The organism is Saccharothrix sp. AJ9571, assembly GCF_021725495.1.
In the GTDB taxonomy this organism is placed as follows: Bacteria; Actinomycetota; Actinomycetes; order Mycobacteriales; family Pseudonocardiaceae; genus Amycolatopsis; species Amycolatopsis magusensis.
In genome coordinates, this window is sequence record NZ_CP091382.1 from 6,794,584 (window position 1) to 6,814,124 (window position 19,541).

The 19,541-nt window shown below is 69.5% G+C and carries 23 protein-coding genes; 14 read left to right on the top strand and 9 right to left on the bottom strand.

From position 1 onward, the window contains the following. Nucleotides 1-25 precede the first annotated feature (25 nt). From L3Q67_RS31515 to L3Q67_RS31525, 3 genes are all read right to left on the bottom strand, one after another. Nucleotides 26-424 carry a DUF3040 domain-containing protein gene (locus tag L3Q67_RS31515; RefSeq protein ID WP_499185069.1) on the bottom strand — a complete coding sequence of 133 codons (399 nt, stop codon included), beginning with the start codon at nt 422-424 and terminating at the stop codon, nt 26-28. 38 nt (nt 425-462) lie between these two features. Further along, entirely contained in the window at nt 463-2,244 is a 1,782-nt protein-coding gene (ctaD, locus tag L3Q67_RS31520; RefSeq protein ID WP_499185070.1) for a cytochrome c oxidase subunit I, read from the bottom strand. A gap of 131 nt (nt 2,245-2,375) precedes the next feature. Beyond that, entirely contained in the window at nt 2,376-2,771 is a 396-nt protein-coding gene (locus L3Q67_RS31525) for an ATP-binding protein (protein ID WP_499185071.1), read from the bottom strand. A 204-nt stretch (nt 2,772-2,975) separates the two neighbouring features. On the opposite strand from L3Q67_RS31525, the gene L3Q67_RS31530 reads away from it, so the two are divergent. Together L3Q67_RS31530 and L3Q67_RS31535 are read left to right on the top strand one after the other, a co-directional pair. Further along, nucleotides 2,976-3,821: an MEDS domain-containing protein gene (locus tag L3Q67_RS31530; RefSeq protein ID WP_499185072.1), complete on the top strand. Its 846-nt coding sequence runs from the start codon at nt 2,976-2,978 to the stop codon at nt 3,819-3,821. Nucleotides 3,822-3,829: 8 nt separating this feature from the next. Then, entirely contained in the window at nt 3,830-4,750 is a 921-nt protein-coding gene (locus tag L3Q67_RS31535) for a sensor histidine kinase family protein (RefSeq protein WP_499191685.1), read from the top strand. Nucleotides 4,751-4,766: 16 nt separating this feature from the next. On the opposite strand, the gene L3Q67_RS31540 is transcribed toward L3Q67_RS31535, so the two are convergent. Together L3Q67_RS31540 and cmtR are read right to left on the bottom strand one after the other, a co-directional pair. After that, complete coding sequence (locus L3Q67_RS31540; protein WP_499185073.1) at nt 4,767-5,441, bottom strand: cation diffusion facilitator family transporter; 675 nt, start codon at nt 5,439-5,441, stop codon at nt 4,767-4,769. Next, nucleotides 5,438-5,773, bottom strand: a complete 336-nt coding sequence (cmtR, locus tag L3Q67_RS31545; RefSeq protein WP_499185074.1) for an ArsR/SmtB family transcription factor — start codon at nt 5,771-5,773, stop codon at nt 5,438-5,440. Before cmtR ends, L3Q67_RS31540 begins: the two co-directional genes overlap by 4 nt. Nucleotides 5,774-5,884: 111 nt before the next feature. On the opposite strand from cmtR, the gene L3Q67_RS31550 reads away from it, so the two are divergent. Continuing rightward, entirely contained in the window at nt 5,885-6,106 is a 222-nt protein-coding gene (locus L3Q67_RS31550; RefSeq protein WP_499185075.1) for a hypothetical protein, read from the top strand. Between the two features lie 3 nt (nt 6,107-6,109). On the opposite strand, the gene L3Q67_RS31555 is transcribed toward L3Q67_RS31550, so the two are convergent. Beyond that, entirely contained in the window at nt 6,110-6,757 is a 648-nt protein-coding gene (locus L3Q67_RS31555) for a hypothetical protein (protein ID WP_499185076.1), read from the bottom strand. Between the two features lie 304 nt (nt 6,758-7,061). Between L3Q67_RS31555 and L3Q67_RS31560 the strand changes: the two genes are divergently transcribed. Next, nucleotides 7,062-7,754: a glycoside hydrolase family 12 protein gene (locus tag L3Q67_RS31560; RefSeq protein WP_499185077.1), complete on the top strand. Its 693-nt coding sequence runs from the start codon at nt 7,062-7,064 to the stop codon at nt 7,752-7,754. A gap of 167 nt (nt 7,755-7,921) precedes the next feature. Then, a complete protein-coding gene (locus L3Q67_RS31565; RefSeq protein ID WP_499185078.1) occupies nt 7,922-8,401 on the top strand; it encodes a DinB family protein in 480 nt (159 codons plus the stop codon). A 61-nt stretch (nt 8,402-8,462) separates the two neighbouring features. On the opposite strand, the gene L3Q67_RS31570 is transcribed toward L3Q67_RS31565, so the two are convergent. Beyond that, nucleotides 8,463-9,053, bottom strand: coding sequence for a DUF6596 domain-containing protein (locus L3Q67_RS31570; protein WP_499185079.1), 591 nt, complete (start codon nt 9,051-9,053; stop codon nt 8,463-8,465). Between the two features lie 244 nt (nt 9,054-9,297). After that, nucleotides 9,298-9,963: a DUF4097 family beta strand repeat-containing protein gene (locus L3Q67_RS31575; RefSeq protein WP_499185080.1), complete on the bottom strand. Its 666-nt coding sequence runs from the start codon at nt 9,961-9,963 to the stop codon at nt 9,298-9,300. Nucleotides 9,964-10,167: 204 nt separating this feature from the next. Between L3Q67_RS31575 and L3Q67_RS31580 the strand changes: the two genes are divergently transcribed. From L3Q67_RS31580 to L3Q67_RS31620, 9 genes are all read left to right on the top strand, one after another. Further along, complete coding sequence (locus tag L3Q67_RS31580) at nt 10,168-10,530, top strand: DUF2089 domain-containing protein (protein ID WP_499185081.1); 363 nt, start codon at nt 10,168-10,170, stop codon at nt 10,528-10,530. After that, nucleotides 10,527-10,787, top strand: a complete 261-nt coding sequence (locus L3Q67_RS31585; RefSeq protein ID WP_499185082.1) for a hypothetical protein — start codon at nt 10,527-10,529, stop codon at nt 10,785-10,787. The genes L3Q67_RS31580 and L3Q67_RS31585 overlap by 4 nt, the downstream gene beginning before the upstream one ends. A gap of 19 nt (nt 10,788-10,806) precedes the next feature. Continuing rightward, entirely contained in the window at nt 10,807-11,220 is a 414-nt protein-coding gene (locus tag L3Q67_RS31590) for an SHOCT-like domain-containing protein (protein WP_499185083.1), read from the top strand. 110 nt (nt 11,221-11,330) lie between these two features. Beyond that, nucleotides 11,331-13,511, top strand: coding sequence for an AfsR/SARP family transcriptional regulator (locus L3Q67_RS31595; protein WP_499185084.1), 2,181 nt, complete (start codon nt 11,331-11,333; stop codon nt 13,509-13,511). Between the two features lie 448 nt (nt 13,512-13,959). Beyond that, nucleotides 13,960-14,910: a ParB/RepB/Spo0J family partition protein gene (locus tag L3Q67_RS31600; RefSeq protein WP_499185085.1), complete on the top strand. Its 951-nt coding sequence runs from the start codon at nt 13,960-13,962 to the stop codon at nt 14,908-14,910. Nucleotides 14,911-15,236: 326 nt separating this feature from the next. After that, nucleotides 15,237-16,112 carry a 3-hydroxyacyl-CoA dehydrogenase family protein gene (locus L3Q67_RS31605; RefSeq protein ID WP_499185086.1) on the top strand — a complete coding sequence of 292 codons (876 nt, stop codon included), beginning with the start codon at nt 15,237-15,239 and terminating at the stop codon, nt 16,110-16,112. Then, nucleotides 16,109-16,402: an acyl carrier protein gene (locus L3Q67_RS31610; RefSeq protein WP_158888011.1), complete on the top strand. Its 294-nt coding sequence runs from the start codon at nt 16,109-16,111 to the stop codon at nt 16,400-16,402. Before L3Q67_RS31605 ends, L3Q67_RS31610 begins: the two co-directional genes overlap by 4 nt. Next, nucleotides 16,395-17,519: an acyl-CoA dehydrogenase family protein gene (locus L3Q67_RS31615; RefSeq protein WP_499185087.1), complete on the top strand. Its 1,125-nt coding sequence runs from the start codon at nt 16,395-16,397 to the stop codon at nt 17,517-17,519. The genes L3Q67_RS31610 and L3Q67_RS31615 overlap by 8 nt, the downstream gene beginning before the upstream one ends. Nucleotides 17,520-17,548: 29 nt before the next feature. After that, nucleotides 17,549-18,622, top strand: a complete 1,074-nt coding sequence (locus L3Q67_RS31620; RefSeq protein WP_499191686.1) for an HAD-IIIC family phosphatase — start codon at nt 17,549-17,551, stop codon at nt 18,620-18,622. A 77-nt stretch (nt 18,623-18,699) separates the two neighbouring features. Here L3Q67_RS31620 and L3Q67_RS31625 read toward each other — a convergent pair whose 3' ends face one another. Further along, a complete protein-coding gene (locus L3Q67_RS31625) occupies nt 18,700-19,368 on the bottom strand; it encodes an O-methyltransferase (protein WP_499185088.1) in 669 nt (222 codons plus the stop codon). Nucleotides 19,369-19,541 lie beyond the last annotated feature (173 nt).

The window sequence follows — 19,541 nt, forward strand, 5'->3', positions numbered from 1 at the left end:
GGCTTGATAAACGACGGACGCCCGGTCACGGCCTGCTGCGAGCACGCCTGGCACGCCGCCGGGTCGCCGATCGCGGTGGTGCGATCAGGACGTCGGGAATCGTCATGCGGTGCTGTGCCTGGCGTGACGGTGGTGCCGGGGTGACCGATCGTGTTCGGGCCTGGGCGCGGCTGTGGTGGGTGCAGTGCATACACGCGCCGGCCATCAACGCGAAGCAGCCTGCTCCGGCCCAGTGGATGTTGACCAGCAGGCCGGCGACCAGGCAGATCGTGCCGAGGAGGTCCAGTCCGGCGGCCAGGAACGGGTGGTTGCGGGCGGTCCAGGAGATCCGGCCGGTACCGATCCGCCGCGCGAGGGTGGGATCGCTTTGTTCCAGTCCGCGTTCGATGACTCGCAGGCGCCGTTGTTCTCGGTTGAAGCGCATGGCGTCTCTCCTCGTCCGAAGTAGACGGTGGGGAAGGGTTATCGGCCGCGGGGGTCTTCGCTGGGGCCTTGGTTGTCGGGTTGGGTGGCGGCGGCGGCGAGTTCACCGGGGTCGGCGGAGCGTTGGTGGCCTTGTGGTGTGCGGTGTCCTTCGTCGCGCATGCGCTGGATCATGTGGGGGTAGTGCAGTTCGAACGCGGGTCGTTCGGAGCGGATGCGGGGTAGGTCGAGGAAGTTGTGTCGTGGGGGTGGTGAGGTGGTGGCCCATTCGAGGGAGTTGCCGTAGCCCCAGGGGTCGTCCACTTCGGCGGGGTCGCCGTAGCGGTAGCTGCGCATGACGTTGTAGATGAACGGCAGCACCGAAAGCCCGAGGACGAAGGAGGCGACGGTGGAAATCAGGTGGAGGGTGGTGAATTGGTCGGTGGCCAGGTAGTCGGCGTAGCGGCGGGGCATGCCGGCGCTGCCGAGCCAGTGGTGGATGAGGAAGGTGCCGTGGAAGCCGAGGAAGGTGAGCCAGAAGTGCAGCTTTCCCAGCGGCTCGTCGAGCATGCGGCCGGTCATCTTCGGGAACCAGTAGTAGATGCCGGCGAAGGTGGCGAAGACGATGGTGCCGAAGAGGACGTAGTGGAAGTGGGCGACGACGAAGTAGGTGTCGTGGACGTGGAAGTCGATGGCGGGTGCGCCGAGTAGGACGCCGGTGAGGCCGCCGAAGAGGAAGGTGATCATGAATCCGACGGCCCAGAGCATGGGGGTTTCGAAGGTGAGTTGTCCGCGCCACATGGTGCCGATCCAGTTGAAGAATTTGATGCCGGTGGGGACGGCGATGAGGAAGGTGAGGAAGGAGAAGAAGGGGAGTAGGACGGCACCGGTGGCGAACATGTGGTGGGCCCAGACGGAGAAGGAGAGTGCGGTGATGGCGACGGTGGCCCAGACCATGAGTTTGTAGCCGAAGAGGGGTTTGCGGCTGAAGACGGGGATGATTTCGGTGATGATGCCGAAGTAGGGCAGGGCGACGATGTAGACCTCGGGGTGGCCGAAGAACCAGAAGAGGTGTTGCCAGAGGATGGAGCCGCCGGTGGCGGGGTCGAAGACGTGGGCGCCGAGGTGGCGGTCGGCGAGCAGGCCGAAGAGGGCGGCGGTGAAGACGGGGAAGGCGGCGAGGATGAGGATGCTGGTGAACAGGATGTTCCAGGTGAAGATGGGCATGCGCCACATGGTCATGCCGGGGGCGCGCAGGCAGAGGACGGTGGTGATCATGTTGACGGCGCCGAGGATGGTGCCGAGGCCGGTGATGATGAGTCCGGTGACCCAGAGGTCGCCGCCGACGCCGGGGGAGTAGGTGGCGGTGGACAGGGGGGTGTAGGCGAACCAGCCGAAGTCGGCGGCGCCGCCGGGGGTGAGGAAGCCGGAGATGGTGATGAGGGCGCCGAAGAGGTAGAGCCAGTAGGAGAAGGCGTTGAGGCGGGGGAAGGCGACGTCGGGTGAGCCGATCTGGAGGGGGAGGATGAAGTTGGCGAAGCCGAAGACGTTGGGGGTGGCGTAGAGCAGCATCATCACGGTGCCGTGCATGGTGAAGAGCTGGTTGTATTGTTCGTTGGAGAGGAACTGCAGGCCGGGGACGGCGAGTTCGCCGCGCATGAGCAGGGCCATGAGTCCGCCGATGAGGAAGAACGCGAACGAGGTCGCCAGGTAGAGGATGCCGATCTGTTTGTGGTCGGTGGTTTTGAGCAGCCGGAGCAGCATGTTGCCTTTGGGGCCGGCCTGGCGGGGTGTGCGTCGCGCGACCGGGGTGAGCACCGGCCGCGAATTCGTCTGAGTCATGTGCGGTCCCGTTCGTCGACGCCGTGAGGACGCCTGGCGCGGTGTGGCGCGTCGGCCAGGACCGGCTACCCCGCCGTCGGGGCGGTAACCCCACGAATTCGGGCGAGCGCCACCTGCCTTCGCGCGACCTGTTACGGGAGACCGACCCGCGACCACGTCATGCGCAGCGCGGTGCCGCGCTCACCTGCCTGGACCGCGACCTCGTCGGCGAGGGTCTTGATCAACCTCAGCCCGCGTCCCCGGGTGGCGTAGCCCTCGGCGTGCGGGGTCGGGGTCCGCCAGGTGCCGTGGTCGGACACCACCACGATCACGCTGCCCTGGTGCGGCCAGGCGCAGACCTCCATCGGCCCGTCGTCGCCGCGGTAGGCGTGGTCCACCACGTTGGCCATCGCTTCGTGCACGGCCAGCGCGAGGTCCTGCACCTTGTCGTCGTCCAGCCCGAGCGCGCGTGCCCACGAGGTGATCGCGCGGCGCAGGGCGGTGACCTCGGCGGCACAAGCTGAGACGACCCGGTGCAGCACGGTCACCGGCGGGACTCCGGCCAAGTTCCGGCGCGCACTTCTCCCTCACGTTGCGACATGGTTCTCGGTCACCTGCCTCAGCCCATTACCCCGGGTGGGGGAACGCACACCCCGTTCAGCTCACCACAGCGGGCGGATCCGCGCCACCGCTGGGGGAAGTTTCGAGGGGTCTTCGTTGTCCGCGTCGCGTGTGCGAGCTAGCCTCGGGCGGTGCGATCGTCAGGCTGGGTTGAACACGCGCGGGATCTGGGCCCGCAGGGCCACTTGTGCTGGCGGTACGAGGGACCGGCGCAGTTGCGTCCCCGGGTCGGGGAGTTCCTGGCCGAGGGGCTCGAACTGGGCCAACGCGTGCGCTACGTCGGGTCCGCCTCGGTCGAGGACCTCCTCGCCGACTTGCACGAGTTCGACGGCATGGACGAGGCGCTGGCGCGGGGGGCGGCGCAGGTCGTCTCACTGGGCGACGTCTATTCGGCGGACGTCCCGGTCGAGCCCGCCGTCCAGGTGCGGACCTACGCCACGGCCACCGACGAGGCGCTCGCGGCCGGGTTCACCGGATTGCGGGTCGCCGCCGAAGCCACTCCGCTGGTGCGCACCCCGGCGCAGCTGAGCGCGTTCGCCCGGTACGAGCACCTCATCGACCAGTACATGGCCGGTCACCCGTTCTCGGCGATGTGCGCCTACGACGTGGGTGAGCTGGGCGAGGACGTGGTCGAGCAGCTCGCCTGCCTGCACCCGAACACCAATCAGGGCACCGTCGGTTTCCGGCTGCACGCGTCCCCCGGCGCGGCGTTCAGCGCCAGCCTGAAGGGGGAGCTGGACCTGTCCACCGAGGAGCTGCTGAGCACCGCACTCGGCCACGCCGAACTGCCACTGCGCGGCGGAGAGCTGGTCCTCGACGTGGGAGACCTGGACTTCATCGACCACCGCAGCCTGCTCCAACTGGCCGAACACGCCCGTCGCCGCGCCGCCGGCCTGGTGCTGCACGCTCCGCGTCCCGGCCTGACGCGGCTGGCCACCCTGCTCGCGCTCACCGATGTCCGGATGGCCCACGCGTGAGCGCCACGATGTCCCCGAAGCCGGAACCGTTCGTCCACCCCGCGTTGTTCTACCGCTCCGACGCGGAGTACCTGGACGGGCTGCTCCCGTTCGTCACCGACGGCCTGGAAGCCGGGCAGCCGGTCGCCATTTCGGTGCCCGGCCCCCAGGTGCGGCTGCTCACCGCCGCGCTGGGCCCCGCGGCCGAGCGGGTGCACATGCTCGACATGACCGTGGCCGGGCGCAATCCGGGCCGGATCATCGCCGGGGTGCTGCGCCGCTTCGCCGACCGCCACCGCGACCGGCACGTCCGGATCATCGGTGAGCCGATCTGGCCGGGCCGCTCCGCCACCGAGTACCCGGCCTGCGCTCAGCACGAAGCGTTGATCAACGCGGCGTTCACCGGGCGCGACGTCACGATCGTCTGCCCGTACGACGTGGCCGGGCTGGAGGCGAGCGTGCTCGCCGACGCCAGGCAGACCCATCCGCTGCTGTGGGAGGGCGAGCAGCGCTACCCCAGCGCGGACTACGCCCCGGACGACGTGGTCGCCCGCTACAACGAACCGCTCCGGCACGCCGAGGACGCGCGAGCCCACCTCGTGGCCGCCGCCGCGGACCTGTCCCCGGCCCGGCGGCGGATCGCGGACCGGGCCCGGACGCTCGGCCTGCCCCCGGCCCGGATCGCGGACCTGGAACTCGTCGCCACCGAACTCGCGGCCAACAGCCTCCGCCACGCCGGTGCGCCGTGCGAACTGCGGCTCTGGCGCGAGAACGGCGAGGTCGTCTGCGAAGCCCGTGACCCCGGGCAGCTCACCGACCCGCTGGCCGGCCGCCGCCCCGCCGAGGGCCACTCCGGCCGCGGCCTGCTCCTGGTCAACGATCTGGCCGACCTGGTGCGCACCCACACCAGCGCGCGGGGCACGACCATCCGCGCCTACTTCCGCCCCTGACTCGCCGTCGAGCGCCTCAGCAGCAGTGCTCTCCGCGCCAGGCTTCGCGGCCTTCCCGCACCGCGACGGCGGCGATGACCAGCGCGACGAGCGGATCGGCCCAGTACCAGCCGAAGAGGCTGTTGAGGAGCAGGCCGACGAGCAGCACGCCGGAGAGGTAGGTGCAGAGCAGGGTCTGCTTGGAGTCGGCGACGGCGCTGGCCGAGCCGAGTTCACGCCCGGCGCGGCGTTGGGCGTGGGACAGGAACGGCATGACCGCGAGGGAAACCGCCGCCAGCACGATACCGACGGTGGAGTGCTCGGCGGGGTCGGCGCCGAAGAGCGTGCGAACGGCTTCCACGGTGACGTAGGCGGCGAGGGCGAAGAAGGACACCGCGATGACCCTGAGCGCGGTGCGCTCGCGGGCTTCCGGGTCGCTGCCCGAGAACTGCCAGGCGACCGCGGTGGCGGAGGCGACTTCGATGACGGAGTCCAGGCCGAAGCCGATCAGCGCGGTGGAGGAAGCGATCGTTCCCGCGGAGATGGCGACGATCGCCTCGATGACGTTGTAGGTGATCGTCGCGACGACCAGCAGCCGGACCCGGCGCGTGAGCACGGCCCGGCGGTCGTCGTCCACAGTGGACTCGGAGGCACAACACCCGTCGCCGCAGTGGTCCGTGCTGACTGCCGAGGGAAGTTCGCGGTCGTTCATCGCGGCGTCCGGCTGGGCTCGTCGACGCAGGGCTCGTCGGTGTCGACCGCGAGCACGACCTGCACCAGTTCGCGGAGCGCGCGGGCGAGGTGTTCGTCGGCCAGCGCGTAGCGGACCTGCCTGCCTTCGTAGGTGGCCACGACCAGGCCGCAGCCACGCAGGCAGGCCAGGTGGTTGGACACGTTGGACCGGCTGAGACCCAGCTGGTCGGCCAGCTTGCCGGGATAGCTCACGCCGTCGAGCAGGGCGATGAGGATCTTGCAGCGGGTGGGGTCGGCCAGCGCGCGGCCCAGCCGGGCGAGCGCGGCACCCCGTGTCTCACACGTCAGCACCCGTCGAACAGTACACCAGAGGCTGAACTGAGTCGGTGTCACTCGGTCGAACAGCCACACCGCCGGTCCGCTAGATTCGGGCGGAAAGCGGTTCGATGGGGGAGTGGCGGCATGAGCGGCATGGGCAAGTGGAGTCTGGGGATCGGCGCCGTCCTGTTCGGCGCGGCCGTGTTGTGCTCGGTGCTGGACCTGATCCCGGCCGCGGTGATCCTCGGTGTCCTGGGCCTGGTCGGGCTCGGCGTCGCGGGCTACGACGTGATCGAGAACTGGGCGGAGCGGTCGGAACTGCGTCGCCGTGGGGCGCGGGCCCGCCGGGAGAGCCAGGGCCGCTGACGGTCACTCCGGCCTCGGGCCACCCCGGCCGGTCCGGCTGCCCGCGTAGGCGGACTCCCGCAGGTGGGCGAGCCACCGCGGAGCCATCTCGATACCGTCCGGATGGTTCAGCATCGGGTCGAAGGCCGGGGCCGGGCCGTCCGCGGCGACGCGGTGGAGGGTCAACCTCGCCGCCGTCCGCCAGGCGCCGGTTCCGCGCGCGGTATAGAGGATGTACTGCAGCGGGCCGTCTTCGAGCAGTCGCCGCACCGAGTCCAGCGAGGCGCCGCCGGGATTGTCCCGCCGATCGGCCCTGGCACCCAGCCAGATCGACTCGCCGTCGCTCAGGTACGGCGTCAGGCTGCTGAACCGCGCGCCGGTCCACGAACCGGACGGCCACGGCAGGAAGCGCGGGCGGGAACTGGTCAGCGTGAGGTCCCACACCGGCTCGCCGTGCAACCGGAGCGCGAGCCCCAGCGCGTCGGGCACGTCACCGGGGGTGCCGATCCCCTTCGACAACCGCGCGGTGACCGCCCGCGTACCGGCGGGCAGTGGCAGTTCGCCCCCGTCGAACGGGGTCAGCTCACCGGTGAGCAGCAGGCCTCGAGGGTGGAAGGCACGCGCGTGCCGGGCCGAAGCCAGCACGCGGAACAGCTTCGCGGTGATCGCCATGCGAGTGGGATGCCCCGCCGGGGCCCGGGATATTCATCCGAGCCGGTCCACCCCGCGGAAGGCCCAGCCACCGCTCGCCGGTGATGTCCGGCTGGCCGGACATCGGTACTACGCCGAACGACGGGTTGCCGGCCGGCCGGGCGCAGGTCGAAAAGGGGAATGGGGCGACGCGCATTGCCCGGTGGAACAATCGCGCCCTATCGTGGTCCGACCCCCGTGGTGAACAGTCGGCCGGGGCGTCGAAATGGTCGTCGAAGCGCTTCGACAGTCACTTCGACCGGCCGCAGCGACAAAGGAGTCGTCCGTGTTCAAAATCGTGCGTGCAGCGATCCCCGCACTCGTGCTGGCCCTGACTTTGGGCGGTATGCCGTCACCGGCACTGGCGGCCGCCTGGAGTTCCTCGGACCGGTGGGGCACCTGGGAAAACGGCGGTTACACGCTCTACAACAACATCTGGGGCGAAGGCGGTGGCCCGCAGACCATCTGGGCCGACTCGTACCGCAATTGGGGTGTCTGGGCGAATCACCCCGATACCGGCGGGGTCAAGTCCTATCCGAACGCCACCCGGCAGGTGAACCGGCGGCTCAGTTCGCTGAACAGCGTTTCGAGCACCTTCGACGTCACTGTGCCGAACTCCGGCGCCTACACCAGCACCTACGACATCTGGGCCGACGACCACGCCTACGAGATCATGCTGTGGGTCAACCAGACCGGCCCCATCGGGCCGATCGGCTCGTTCCAGGGTGACGTTTCCGTCGGCGGGCACGACTGGTCGGTCTACCGCGGTTCCAACGGCTCGGCCCAGGTCTTCTCCTTCCTCCGCCGCTCGGACACCAACGCAGGCACGATCGACATCCTGGCCGTGATGAACTGGATCCGCGCCCGCGGCTGGTTCGGCGACGTCATCCTGAGCCGGGCGCAGTTCGGGTACGAGATCACCTCGTCCAACGGCGGCCTGGACTTCCGCACGAACAACTTTTCGGTGAACTATTCCTGACCCCCGTGTCGAGATGGCGGCGCGCCGGACGTCCTTGGAGGGCAACTGGACCACGACGGAAGACAGAGGTACCTAATGGACACGATGCAGGCGTACCGGCGGGCACAGGACGAGTTCGACGCCGTGCCGGCCGCTGGGACGAGCCCTCGGCGTGCGCGGAGTGGACGGTGCGGGACATCGCCGGGCACGTCATCTGGGGACAGCGCCAGATGCGGGCGTGGGCGACTGGGGAGGAGTACACCGAGCGAGCGGGAGCGCCGGGCGCACCGCACCCGGCGGACCTGGCGGGGGACGACCCGCTGGAGACCTGGCGGGAGGCCAGGGAAGCCACGGTGGCGGCGCTGACCGAGGCCGCGCTGGAGCGGACGACCTCGATCTCGGGGCTCGGCGAGGTGCCGCTGCGAGCGGTGGTCACGCTCCTGCTCACCGATCACCTCGTGCACACCTGGGACATCGGGCACCCGCTCGGCATGGACGTGCGGCTCGACCCGGCGCTGGTGCGGGTGGCGTTCGACTGGACGAAGGCCAACGTGGTGCGGCGGCCGGGCTTCTTCGGCCCGGAAGTCACCCCGCCCGCCGACGCCGCCGAGCAGACCCGGATGCTGGCCTTCCTCGGGCGGACGGCTCGGCAAGCGCTGACCGCCTGAGCACGGCGACGGGTGGGCCGCCGGTCACCGGCGGCCCACCCGCGCAGTCCGAAGAGGACAGTCAGGTGGCCTCCGGGGTGTCGAGGGCGAGCAGGCGACCGGCGAGGAACCGGCGGTCGGCGGGATCGCGCGCGAGCGCGTGTGCCCGCCGGTACGCCGTGGCGGCTTCGGCGGTGCGCCCGAGGCGCCGCAGGAGGCCAGCGCGGGCGGCGTGCCTGAGGTGGCAGTGATCGAGTCCGTCGATCCGGTCGATCAGGGCCAGCCCCCGAGCCGGTTCGGTGGCCATGACCACGGCGACCGCGTAATTCAGCGCGACCACGGGAGTGGGCGCCACCGCGAGCAGTTCGCCGTAGAGCGCCGCGACGCGATCCCAGTCGGTCCGGTCGCCGGACGGGGCTTGGGCGTGCATGGCGGCGATCGTGGCCTGCAACTGGTAGGGGGCGTACCTGGCGGTGTCGCGGGCGTCGTGCAGCAGCAGCGCCACCAGCCCGAACGCTTCGGGCTCGTCGGGCATCAGCGTGGCTATCAGCCGGGCGAGCCGGATCGCTTTCGCGCGCAGCAGTCGGTGCTCGGAACCGCCACGCTCGGGGGTGTAGCCCTGGGCGAAGATCAGGTAGACGACGGCGAGGACGCCGGAGAGCCGTTCGGGCAAAAGGTGGTCGGCGGGGTTTCGCCCGGACCAGCCGCTGCGCCAAAGGCCGTCTCGCTGACCAGGAACGCGCGGGCGATCTGCCCGGCGGCCAGCCCGACAACCGCCTGCAGCGTCAGCGCCACCCCAACGGCCAGGTAGGTGCCGCGCGTTCTCAGGCTGCCACGCGACAGGCGTCCTTCCCACTGACCGCAAGGGCGTCCATGGCTATTCAAGACCGTGCCGTCGGCCCACCCGCGGAATCGGGTCAGAGGCTGCCGGTGGTGATGGTGCCTTCGGTGGTGGTGGCGTGGATGTCGAGTTCGGCGGCGGTGCCATCGTTCCTGAGGGAGTTCTTGATGCGGCCCCCGCCGCCGGCGTCGAGGGAGGCCATGACACCGGCGGCGGTGCCGACGGAGATGTCGCCGGACAGGGCGCTCAGCACTACCTTGCCGCGCACGGCTTCGCCGATCCGGATGTTGCCCTGTACGGTGCTGATCTCCGCGGGCCCGCCCAGCCTGCCGACCTCGACGTCGCCGTCCACCACGGTGATGTGGACGCTCGCGGCTTCGTCGACGGTGACCGGGGCTTGCACGCCCTCGAACTTGACGTCGCCGAGCCGTCCTACGGTTCGGAACTCGGTACTGGCCGCCTGCGCGTCGACCTGGGAACCGACGGGCAACTGGACCGTCACCGCGACGGAGCCGGAATCGGAACCGCCGAGGAGTCCGGTCGTCTGCCAGCGAATCCGCAGGACGCCGTCGCCGTAGTCGACCTCGGTCTGCTCTGCCACCTTCACATCGCCGCTCTTCGAGGCGTCCGCGGGCAGGATCTCGACCGCGGTGTCGGCCCGGTCGGCGGCGACGAACTCGATCCGCCCCGCGACGATTTCGACGACGGCGGAGATCGGGGCCGGGGTATCGAACTTCTGCATGGTGCTCCTTGTCCGGACGGGAACGGTTCGTGCCATTCGAGCGTCACGCTGGTTCGTGATCGGCGGCCCTGGCCTGAGCGGGACACCGTAGGGGGTTCATAATATTGCAGATCAAGTGAGAAAACTCAAGAAGTCGTCGTTGACAGATTAACAAAATCAAGTAACCATGGTGCCGTACCACGGCAGAGAGTCGAGGGGGTCGAGGTGGACTGGCAGGAACTGACGGACCTGACGCGCGGACAGCCGTTCGTGGTCGAGCGGGTCCGCCTCGCCGGCAGCGGTGTGGCGATCGAGGGGCGGTTCGAGCCGCCACAACTGGCTCAGCTCAGCGTCGACGACCAGGTATTCGTCACCGCGTTCGTCCGCTCGCACGGTTCGATCAAGGAGATGGAGCGGGTCTTCGGGGTGAGCTACCCGACGGTCAAGGCTCGGCTGAACCGGATCGCCGAGCAACTCGACTTCGTCGACACGGACCCGGCGCCGACCGGCGCCGACGTCGTCGACCGTTTGCGGCGGGGGGAGATCAGTGTCCAGGAGGCGCTGGCCGAGCTGGAGCGGTCCCGATGATCCCGCAGCTGGTGACCTACCGGCAACGCCGTCCCAATGGCCGCTGGCTGCGGCTGTACATCCCCGTCGTACCGGTCGTTCTGGTGCTGTCGCCACTGCTGCTGCTCGGCGTGCTGGCCGGACTGGTCGCCTGCCTCGTCACCGGGGTGAACCCGATGGGCGCGCTGCGCGGTCTCGGGCAGTTCGTGTGTGCGCTGCCCGGAACCCGGTTCGAGATCGAGGATGGCCACACGGCTGTGCTGGTCAGCGTCAGATGAGTCGCGAAGGAGGGCAATGATGAACGAGCAGCGCCGCCAGGTCCTGCAGATGCTGGCCGATGGCAAGCTCGCCGCCGACGAGGCCGAGCGGCTGATCGACGCCCTCGAACGAGAACGGCCGGAGTCGACGCCGAGGGGCGCCACCCGGCCCAAGTACCTGCGCGTGGTGGCGGTGGACACCTCCGGTGACAGCGGGCCGAGCCGGGTCAACATCCGGGTCCCGCTCCAGCTGTTGCGCGCCGGGGTCCGCCTCGCGAGCCTCATCCCGCCGGAGGCGCTGATCAGGATCAACAAGGCATTGGACAGGTCAGGGGTACCGATTGACCTGACCGAACTCAAGCCGCAGAACATCGAGGAGCTCATAGAGCAACTCGGCGAGGTCAACATCGACGTCGACGACCCCGACAGCAGGGTGCAAGTGTTCTGCGAGTGACCCACGGGCGATACGCCCCCGGGGGTGGACGTCGACGTAAGCGGGTTTTCGGTTGACCCGGCTTCCGGTAACGTCGCCAGACGATCAGCATCGATGCCTGGGGGCGGGTCATGCGGAAATCTCACCTGCGTTTCGGCGTTCTCGGGCCGCTCGAAGCGCGCGCGGGTGACCAGACCGTGCCGATCAGTTCGGCGAGACACCGGGTGGTTCTGGCGTCGCTGTTGTTGCGCGCGAACCGCGAGGTCCCGCTCCGAACTCTCGTCCGGCACGCGTGGGGTGACCAGCCACCCGACGAGGTGGTTCCGGCGTTGCGGGTCTACGTGATGCGGCTGCGGCGCTCGCTCGGCGAGCCGGGGCTGATCCGGACCACGTCCAGCGGCTACCTGATCGAAGTGGACAGCGAGGAACTCGACCTGCTGCGCTTTCGAGGGCTGGCCGAACGCGCCAAGGCTGCCCGCACGGCCGGCGAGCTCGACCGCGCGGCGGACCTGCTGGACCGCGCGCTCGCCGAATGGCGTGGACCGGCGTTGGCGGACGTGCCGTCGGAGTCGCTTCAGCAGGTCGAGGTGCCGCTCCTGCTCGAGGACCGCTTGCGCGCCGCCGCCGAGCGGGTCGACCTGAACCTCCAGCGCGGGCGGCACCACGAAGTCATCGGAGAACTCCGCCACCTCACCGGGGAGTATCCGCTGCGAGAGCAGTTCTGGGCACAGCTCATGCTCGCCCTGTACCGCTCGAACCGGCAGGCGGACGCGCTCGCCGCGTACCGCGAAGTGCGCTGTCGCCTCGCCGAAGAGGTGGGTGTCGACCCCGGTGCCGAGGTGCGGGCGGTCTACCGGGCCGTGGTCGGGGAAAGCCCGCAGCCCGTGGCTGCCCCACTCCCGGTCGCCCCCCGCCAGCTGCCGGCGGTCGTGGCCAGTTTCTTCGGCCGCGAAGTCGAAGCCGGGCAGATCCGCGAACTGCTCGAACCGGCCCCGGACCGGATCTCGGTGCCGATCGTCACCGTGTGCGGCCCTCCTGGCGCCGGTAAGACCGCGCTCGCCGCCCGGGTCGCGCACGAGCTCCGCGCGGTCTACCCCGACGGTCAGCTGTCGGTGGACCTGCGTGGCCACGCAGGTCCACCGCTGGGCACCACCGCCGTGCTGACCGGTTTCCTCCGCGCGCTCGGTGTTCCGGCCGGTGAGATCCCGGACGACGAGGACGAGCTCGTGATCGCCTACCGCACGGTGCTGGCCGGTCGCCGGATGCTGGTCATGCTGGACAACGCGGCCGGCGCCGGGCAGGTGCACCCCTTGCTGCCCGGCGGTCCGGGTTGCGCGGTCCTGGTCACGAGCCGGGACGAACTGCGCGGGCTCACCGTGTTGAACGGCGCGGACCGGGTCCAGCTCGACGTACTCCCGCTCGGCGCGGCGACCGGTTTGCTGAGCTCCGCTCTCGGCGACGACCCGGCGCTTTCGGCGGAGACCGTCGGCGAACTGGCCGATCTCTGTGGCCGGCTTCCGCTGGCGTTGCGGATCGCGGCGAGCGATCTCGTGGGCAGGTCGCAACCCGATCTCGAGTCGTACGCGGCGAAGTTGCGCACCGGCAACCGCGTCCGCGTGCTGTCGACCGGCGACGACGACGTGGCCACCCTCCGCACCGCGTTCGACCACTCCTACCGAACGTTGGGACCTCCGGCCAAGCGGGTGTTCCGCCTGCTCGGGCTGCTGCCCGCGGCGGACTTCAGCGTGGACGCGGTCGCCGCGGCCACGGGCTGGGCGGTCACCGAGGCCGGCCGCGCGCTGGAGCGGCTCGCCGGCGCGAGTCTCGTGCATCGCCGGCAGCACGACCGGTATCGGGTGCAGGGGCTGCTCGCGGACTACGCGGCGATGCTGCCGGAATCCGAGGTGGCGGAACGGGGCCGGGATCGGCAGCGCCTCTTCGAGTGGTACCGCCTCGCCACGGACCGGGCGACCGGGCTCCTGTACCCCGACGCTTCGAGGGCTGTGCCCTCCTGCCCGGCCGCCGACGTGCTCGCTCCCGAGATCGTCGACCGCGTGGCGGCCCGCACCTGGCTGGAAACCGAGCGGGCGACCCTCGTCGCGGTGGCTCGGCAGTGGACCGAGAGCGCTCCGCAGGAAGCCGCGTGCCGGCAGTTCGTCGACAGGTTCTGCGTCTACCTCGGCATGAACCAGTGCGACGCGGAACTGGCGTTGGTGACCGAAGCCGCGCGGCCCGTGGGCGGGAAGCAGTGGACAGCGCCGGCGACGTGGTTACCGCGTGCCCGGCTGGCCGGCTGCGGTGGAACCAGGTGATCGACGCGATGGGCTCCGGCGGCTGAATCAGGCGCCGGGACGATCGCCTGACGACCGCTGGTCGCGCGACGAGGTTTCTCGTCGGTGAAGACCATGTGATCTGAATCTCGCCCAATTGGTCGTCCCCATGGAGTGGCATTGGTGGTAAATGCGCCCGAACCCGACAATGCGTCACTTCGGTCTACCGGTTATCCAGCTGTAATCGCAGCCGCCGACGGTCGCGTCGACCGTCGGAACGGCCGCTACGCTGCTACTTTCACGGTTTTGCGGTACGTGGGGTCGTAGCTGACTGCGTAAGGTTGTTAGTGGGCTGTAATTGGCTGCTGATAGCTTTCCTTCGTACTCGTTGCACCGCTAGGCCTCTGGGGTGCCGGAACGTCGGCAATAGCGGTGAATGTGGGTTGACAAATGCTGTAGCCACACACCGAATTCGCTGGGGAGTGGTCACATGACGGTGCTGGTGTCGGTCGACGCGCTGTTGCCCGCGGACTCGCCGCGCCTTTCCGGGGAGGACAGCGCCCACACCCGTGCGCTGGCCGAGACCGATGCGATCCTGCCGCCGATCCTGGTGCACCGTCCGACGATGCGCGTGATCGACGGGATGCACCGCCTGTGGGCGGCGAAGCGGCGCAAGCTCGACAAGATCGAGGTCCAGTTCTTCGAAGGGACGCCGGAAGAGGCGTTCGTGCTCGCCGTCGAGTCGAACATCGGCCGTGGCTTGCCGCTCTCCCTCGCCGACAGGGAGGCCGCGGCCGCGCGGGTCATCGAGTCCTACCCGCACTGGTCGGACCGCGCGATCGCGGCGCGGACCGGTCTCGCCGCGCGGACGGTCAGCGTGATCCGGACGAGTTCAACCGCTGGAAATGCACAGTTGAACGCCAGGGTCGGATTGGACGGTCGCATCCGTCCGCTGAACAGCGTCGTGGGCAGGCTGCGCGCCAGCGAGGTGATCGAGGCGCGGCCGGACGCCTCGTTGCGGGCAGTCGCACGGGAGGCCGGGATCTCGGTCGGCACCGCGCGGGACGTGCGCCAGCGGCTCAGCCGAGGTGAAAGCCCCATCCCCGCGGGTCTGCGGCCGGCCGGGACGACGAACATGCCCGCACCCACGCAGCGGCCCGAGCCACCCGAGAAGAAGGCCGCGGACGGCGTCAACGAGGCCGATCTGCTGCTGCAGTGGCAGAAGCTGACCAAGGATCCGTCCCTGCGGTTCACCGAAACCGGGCGAGCGCTGTTGCGGTGGCTCAGCTTCCAGTCGATCCTGCCGGACGAGTTCGACCGGCTGATGGACGCGGTCCCCGATCACGGCGTGGAGTCGGTACGCGGGCTCGCGCTGCGCTGCGCGGGTACCTGGCAGCGATTCGCCGATGAACTGGAGGAGCGGAGCCGGGCCAGCGCCTAGTACTCCGGTCGTGGTTCGCGACGGTCGTGGTTCGTGGGTCGATTGTCGCTGGTAGTGGCCTCGTCGGACGCGGTGATCGAGCCCACGGTCGCCGCGTTCCGGGAATGTCTCGAATGATTGCCAGGGGAGAAAGGAGGTTCACCGCGATGCCGGGCGAACAAGCGCGTTGTTCGACCGCCCGGCCACAACTGAGTATCGTCGAGCCGCGCGCACGTGGCCGGCGAATGGATTCCGCGACGGAGATTTCCCGCGAACCGGGGTGGACAACGGCGTTGCCCGAAAACGGGTATTCCGAATCCCGAGCAAGAGCTGAAGGGTGATTTTCGATGGAGGTCGTGTCGGAGGACCGGACAGCCCACCGGCTGATGATTCTGGGCGCGGGCGTGATGGGCGTGGGTATCACCACGCTCGCACTGGGGTTCGGGTTGCCGGTCACCCTGGTCGACGTCGACGAGGACACGCTGGCGCTGGCCCGCAAGAAGATCCGCCAGCAGCTGAAGCTGGCGCAGATCATGGGCACGCTGCCCGCCGGTACCGCCCACGGCGAACTCGTCACGACGGTGTCGGTCGAAGAGGGCGCGGAAGCGACCGTGGTCATCGAGGCCGTGACCGAACTGGCTGACGTCAAGGCCGCCGCGCTGGCCAAGGTTTCCGCGCTGGTCAGCCCCGGGACCCCGGTGGTGACCAACACCTCGTCGATCCCGGTCGACGAGCTGGCGGACTCGGTGGCCCGGCCAGGGGACTTCATCGGAACCCATTTCATGAACCCGCCGTACCTGATCCCGATGGTGGAGGTGATCCGCGGCCGGCGCACCGGGACCGCCGTGGAGGAGACCCTCAAGTCCGCGCTGGAGCGGCTCGGGCGCGAGGTCTTGGTGGTGCGGGACAACCCGGGCTTCGTGACCAGCCGGGTGCTGCACCCGATGATCAACGACGCGGTGCGGGTCGTGCAGGAGGGCACCGCGCCGCCGGAGACCGTCGACGCGCTGTTCGAGGGCTGCCTGGGCCACCGCACCGGCCCGCTGCGCACCGCGGACCTGATCGGCCTGGACAACCTCGCCGACTCGCTCCGGGTGCTCCACGAGCGGACCGGCGACGAGGGCTGCAAACCGAACGAGCTACTGCTGGAAAAAATCCGTGAAGGCCACCTCGGTCAGAAGAGCGGCCGGGGATTCTACGAATACGGGGGGCAGCAGTCATGACCACGACACCGGAACAGAGCATCGAACTCACCTCCGCGGTGATCGAGGAGAAGATCCTCGACTTCCTCGAGGAGCGCACCAAGGTCCGCTGGGAGCCCGAGGTGGACCTCTTCGACTCGGGCACGGTGTCCTCGCTGTTCGCGATGGAACTGGTCGTCTTCCTGGAGGGTGCCTTCGACATCGAGATCGCCGGCCCCGACCTGAAACTGGCCAACTTCCGCACCGCGCGGATCATGGTGGGCCTGGTCGAACGCCTGCGGGCGGAGGACGCCGAGGACGGCCGTGGCTGACCAGCTGCCCGGGCTCATCGCCCTCGCCGACGACCTGATCGGCGACCGGGCCGACGCGTGGGACCGGGCCGGGGTGATCCCGGAGGATCTGGTTCGCAAGCTCGCCGGTGCCGGCGCGCTGTGCGCCGAGGTCCCGGCCCGGTACGGCGGCCTCGGCCTGACCAGCTCGGACAGCGGCGAGCTCACCGCTTCGGTGGGCAGCCGGTGCAGCTCGCTGCGCAGCCTGATGACCTCGCAGGGCATGGCCGCGTGGACGATCCAGAGACTCGGGGACCGGGCGCAGCGCAAGGAGTTCCTTCCCCGGCTCGCCGGTGGCGAACTGGCCGCCGTCGGGTTCAGCGAGCCGGGCGCGGGCAGCGATCTGTCCACCATGGCTACCCGAATCCGGCCCGACGGCGACTCGGTGGTCGTCGACGGGCACAAGGTCTGGGTGACCGCCGCGGACTACGCCGACCTGCTCGTGGTGTTCGGTCAGTACGAGGGCGGCGCCGCGGCGGTCGTGGTGCCCGCCACGGCCCCCGGGGTGCGGGTGGAGCGCGTTCCGGAACCCATGGGCTGCCGGGCCGCCGGGCACGCGAACATCCGGCTCGACGGCGTCCGGCTCCCGGCCGAGCACGTGCTCGGCGGCGTCGGCCAGTCCACCGCCATGCTGGTCACCACCGCGCTGGCCTACGGCCGCATCTCGGTCGCCTGGGGGTGTGTGGGGATCCTGCGCGCGTGCCTGGCCGAGGTCACCCGGCACGCGGGCGCCCGTGAGCAGTTCGGGAAACCGCTGGGGCAGCACCAACTCGTCGCGCGGCACGTGGCGGACCTGCTGGTGGCCGAGCAGACCGCGACCCGCGCGTGCGAACACGCCAGCCGCCGCTGGGACGAACGGTCACCGGAAATGGTGGTGGCCACGGTCATGGCGAAGTACGTCAGTTCCCGGCACGCGGCCGACGGCGCGGCCTCGGCGGTCCAGGTGCTGGCGTCGCGGGGCGCCCGCGACAGCCACCCGGTCGCGCGCGCCTACCGGGACGCGAAACTGATGGAAATCATCGAAGGCAGCAACGAGATCTGCCAGCTGATCCTTTCCGAGCACGTGCTCGCTGGGGCGAAACGGGAGGAAGACCGGTGAGCGACGAGAGTTCCGCGGACCAGCCGACGATGGTCAAGTGCCTGGTCTGGGACCTGGACAACACGCTGTGGCAGGGCACCCTGATCGAGGACGGCGAAGTGCGGCTGTCCGACGAGATCCGCCAGGTGATCGTCGAACTGGATGCGCGCGGCATCCTGCAGGCCGTGTCGAGCAAGAACGACCACGAGCCGACCTGGCAGCGCCTGGAGGAGCTGGGGGTGGCCGAATACTTCGTGCTCGCCCGGATCGGCTGGGGTCCCAAATCGGCTTCGGTGCGCGATATCGCGGACAAGCTCAACTTCGCGCACCAGACCATCGCCTTCATCGACGACCAGCCCGCCGAGCGGGCCGAGGTGGAATTCCACCTGCCCGAGGTGCGGTGCTATGAGGCGGAGCAGGCGAGCGGCCTGCTCGACCTTCCGGAGTTCACCCCGCGTGCGCGGACGGTCGATTCGGTCAAACGGCGCGAGATGTACCAGGCGGGTTTCCGCCGCGACACCGAACGCGCCGAGTTCACCGGACCGGACGAGGAGTTCCTGCGTTCGCTCGAGCTGGAGATGCGGATCTTCCGCGCCACCGAGGTGGAGCTGAGCCGGGTCGAGGAACTCACGCTGCGCACCAGCCAGATGAACGCGACCGGGGTGCACTACTCCGACGAGACGCTGCGCGGCCTGCTGGCCGATCCTGCGCACGAGGTGCTGGTGACCACCTTGCAGGACCGGTTCGGCACGCATGGTGCGGTCGGCGTGCTGCTGGTGGAGAAGCTCGCCCGGGTGTGGCACCTGAAGCTGCTCGCCACCTCGTGCCGCGTGGTGTCCTTCGGCGCGGGCGCGGTGATCCTGGACTGGCTGGCCGACCAGGCCGCGCGGGCGAACGCGCACCTGGTCGCCGATTTCCGGCGGACCGACCGGAACCGGATGATGGAGATCGCCTACCGGTTCGCCGGATTCGACGACCAGGACTGCGCGTGCCGCGGCGACCTCACCGGCGCCGAGGTGGACGGCGTCCAGCGGCTCCACCTGGAAGCCGCCCGGCGCAACCCGCCCACCACCATGCGGCTGATCGCGCCGGAACTCGGCGCCGGGGTGGCCAGCCCGGCGTGAGCCCCCGGGGGCCTGCCTTCGGGGGTCGTGAGTGCTTCCACCGGTTCTGACCGGTCTGTCCACTCACGACCCCTCTGTCAGGCGTCCTTGCGGCGGGCGAGGGTGACGCCGTCGGAGAGCGGCAGCACGCAGATCTCCACCCTATCGTCCTTGCGGATGAGCTGGTTGACCTCGCGGATGCCGTTGGTGTCCGGATCGTCGGAAGCCGGATCGATCACCCGGCCGAGGAACAGCGTGTTGTCCAGGACGAGCAAGCCGCCGGGCTTGACCAGCCCGATGGATTTCTCGTAGTACTTCGGATAGTTCGCCTTGTCCGCGTCGATGAAGACGAGGTCGAAACCACCCGCGCCCGATTCGTCGGCCAGCGTGTCCAGGCTGGCGCCCGCGTCACCGATCCGCGGTTCGATGCGGTCGGCGACGCCGGCCCGTTCCCAGTAGGGTTTCGCGAATTTGACCCATTTCGGATTGAGGTCGCAGGTGATCACCCGCCCGCCGGCGGGGAGCGCGCGGGCCATGGACAGCGTGCTGTACCCGGTGAAAGTGCCGATTTCGAGAATTCTGGTGGCGCCGGTCAACCGCACCAGCAGCGCCAGCAATCGTGCTTCCTCCGGAAGCACCTGCATGGCCGTTCCGCCGGGCAATCCGGCTGTCTCAGTGCGGAGTTCGGCCAGCACTTCGTCCTCGGATCCGGAAATTTCCCGGACGTAGTCGAGCAGTTCTTCGGTAACGGTGATCTGAGTGGCCATGCGCCCAATCTATCGCCTCAACGGCTATTCCGGCCGGTGGGATCGACTGGAAAACATCGCGTTCTTGTGACTCGAGAACCGTCTGGTTAGTCTATTCGCGAGAATGGCGGGAGTCTTCCGCCCGTCCTGATCTGTCCGTAATGGACGGTCCCGTGAACCCCCGCCCGGCGCGG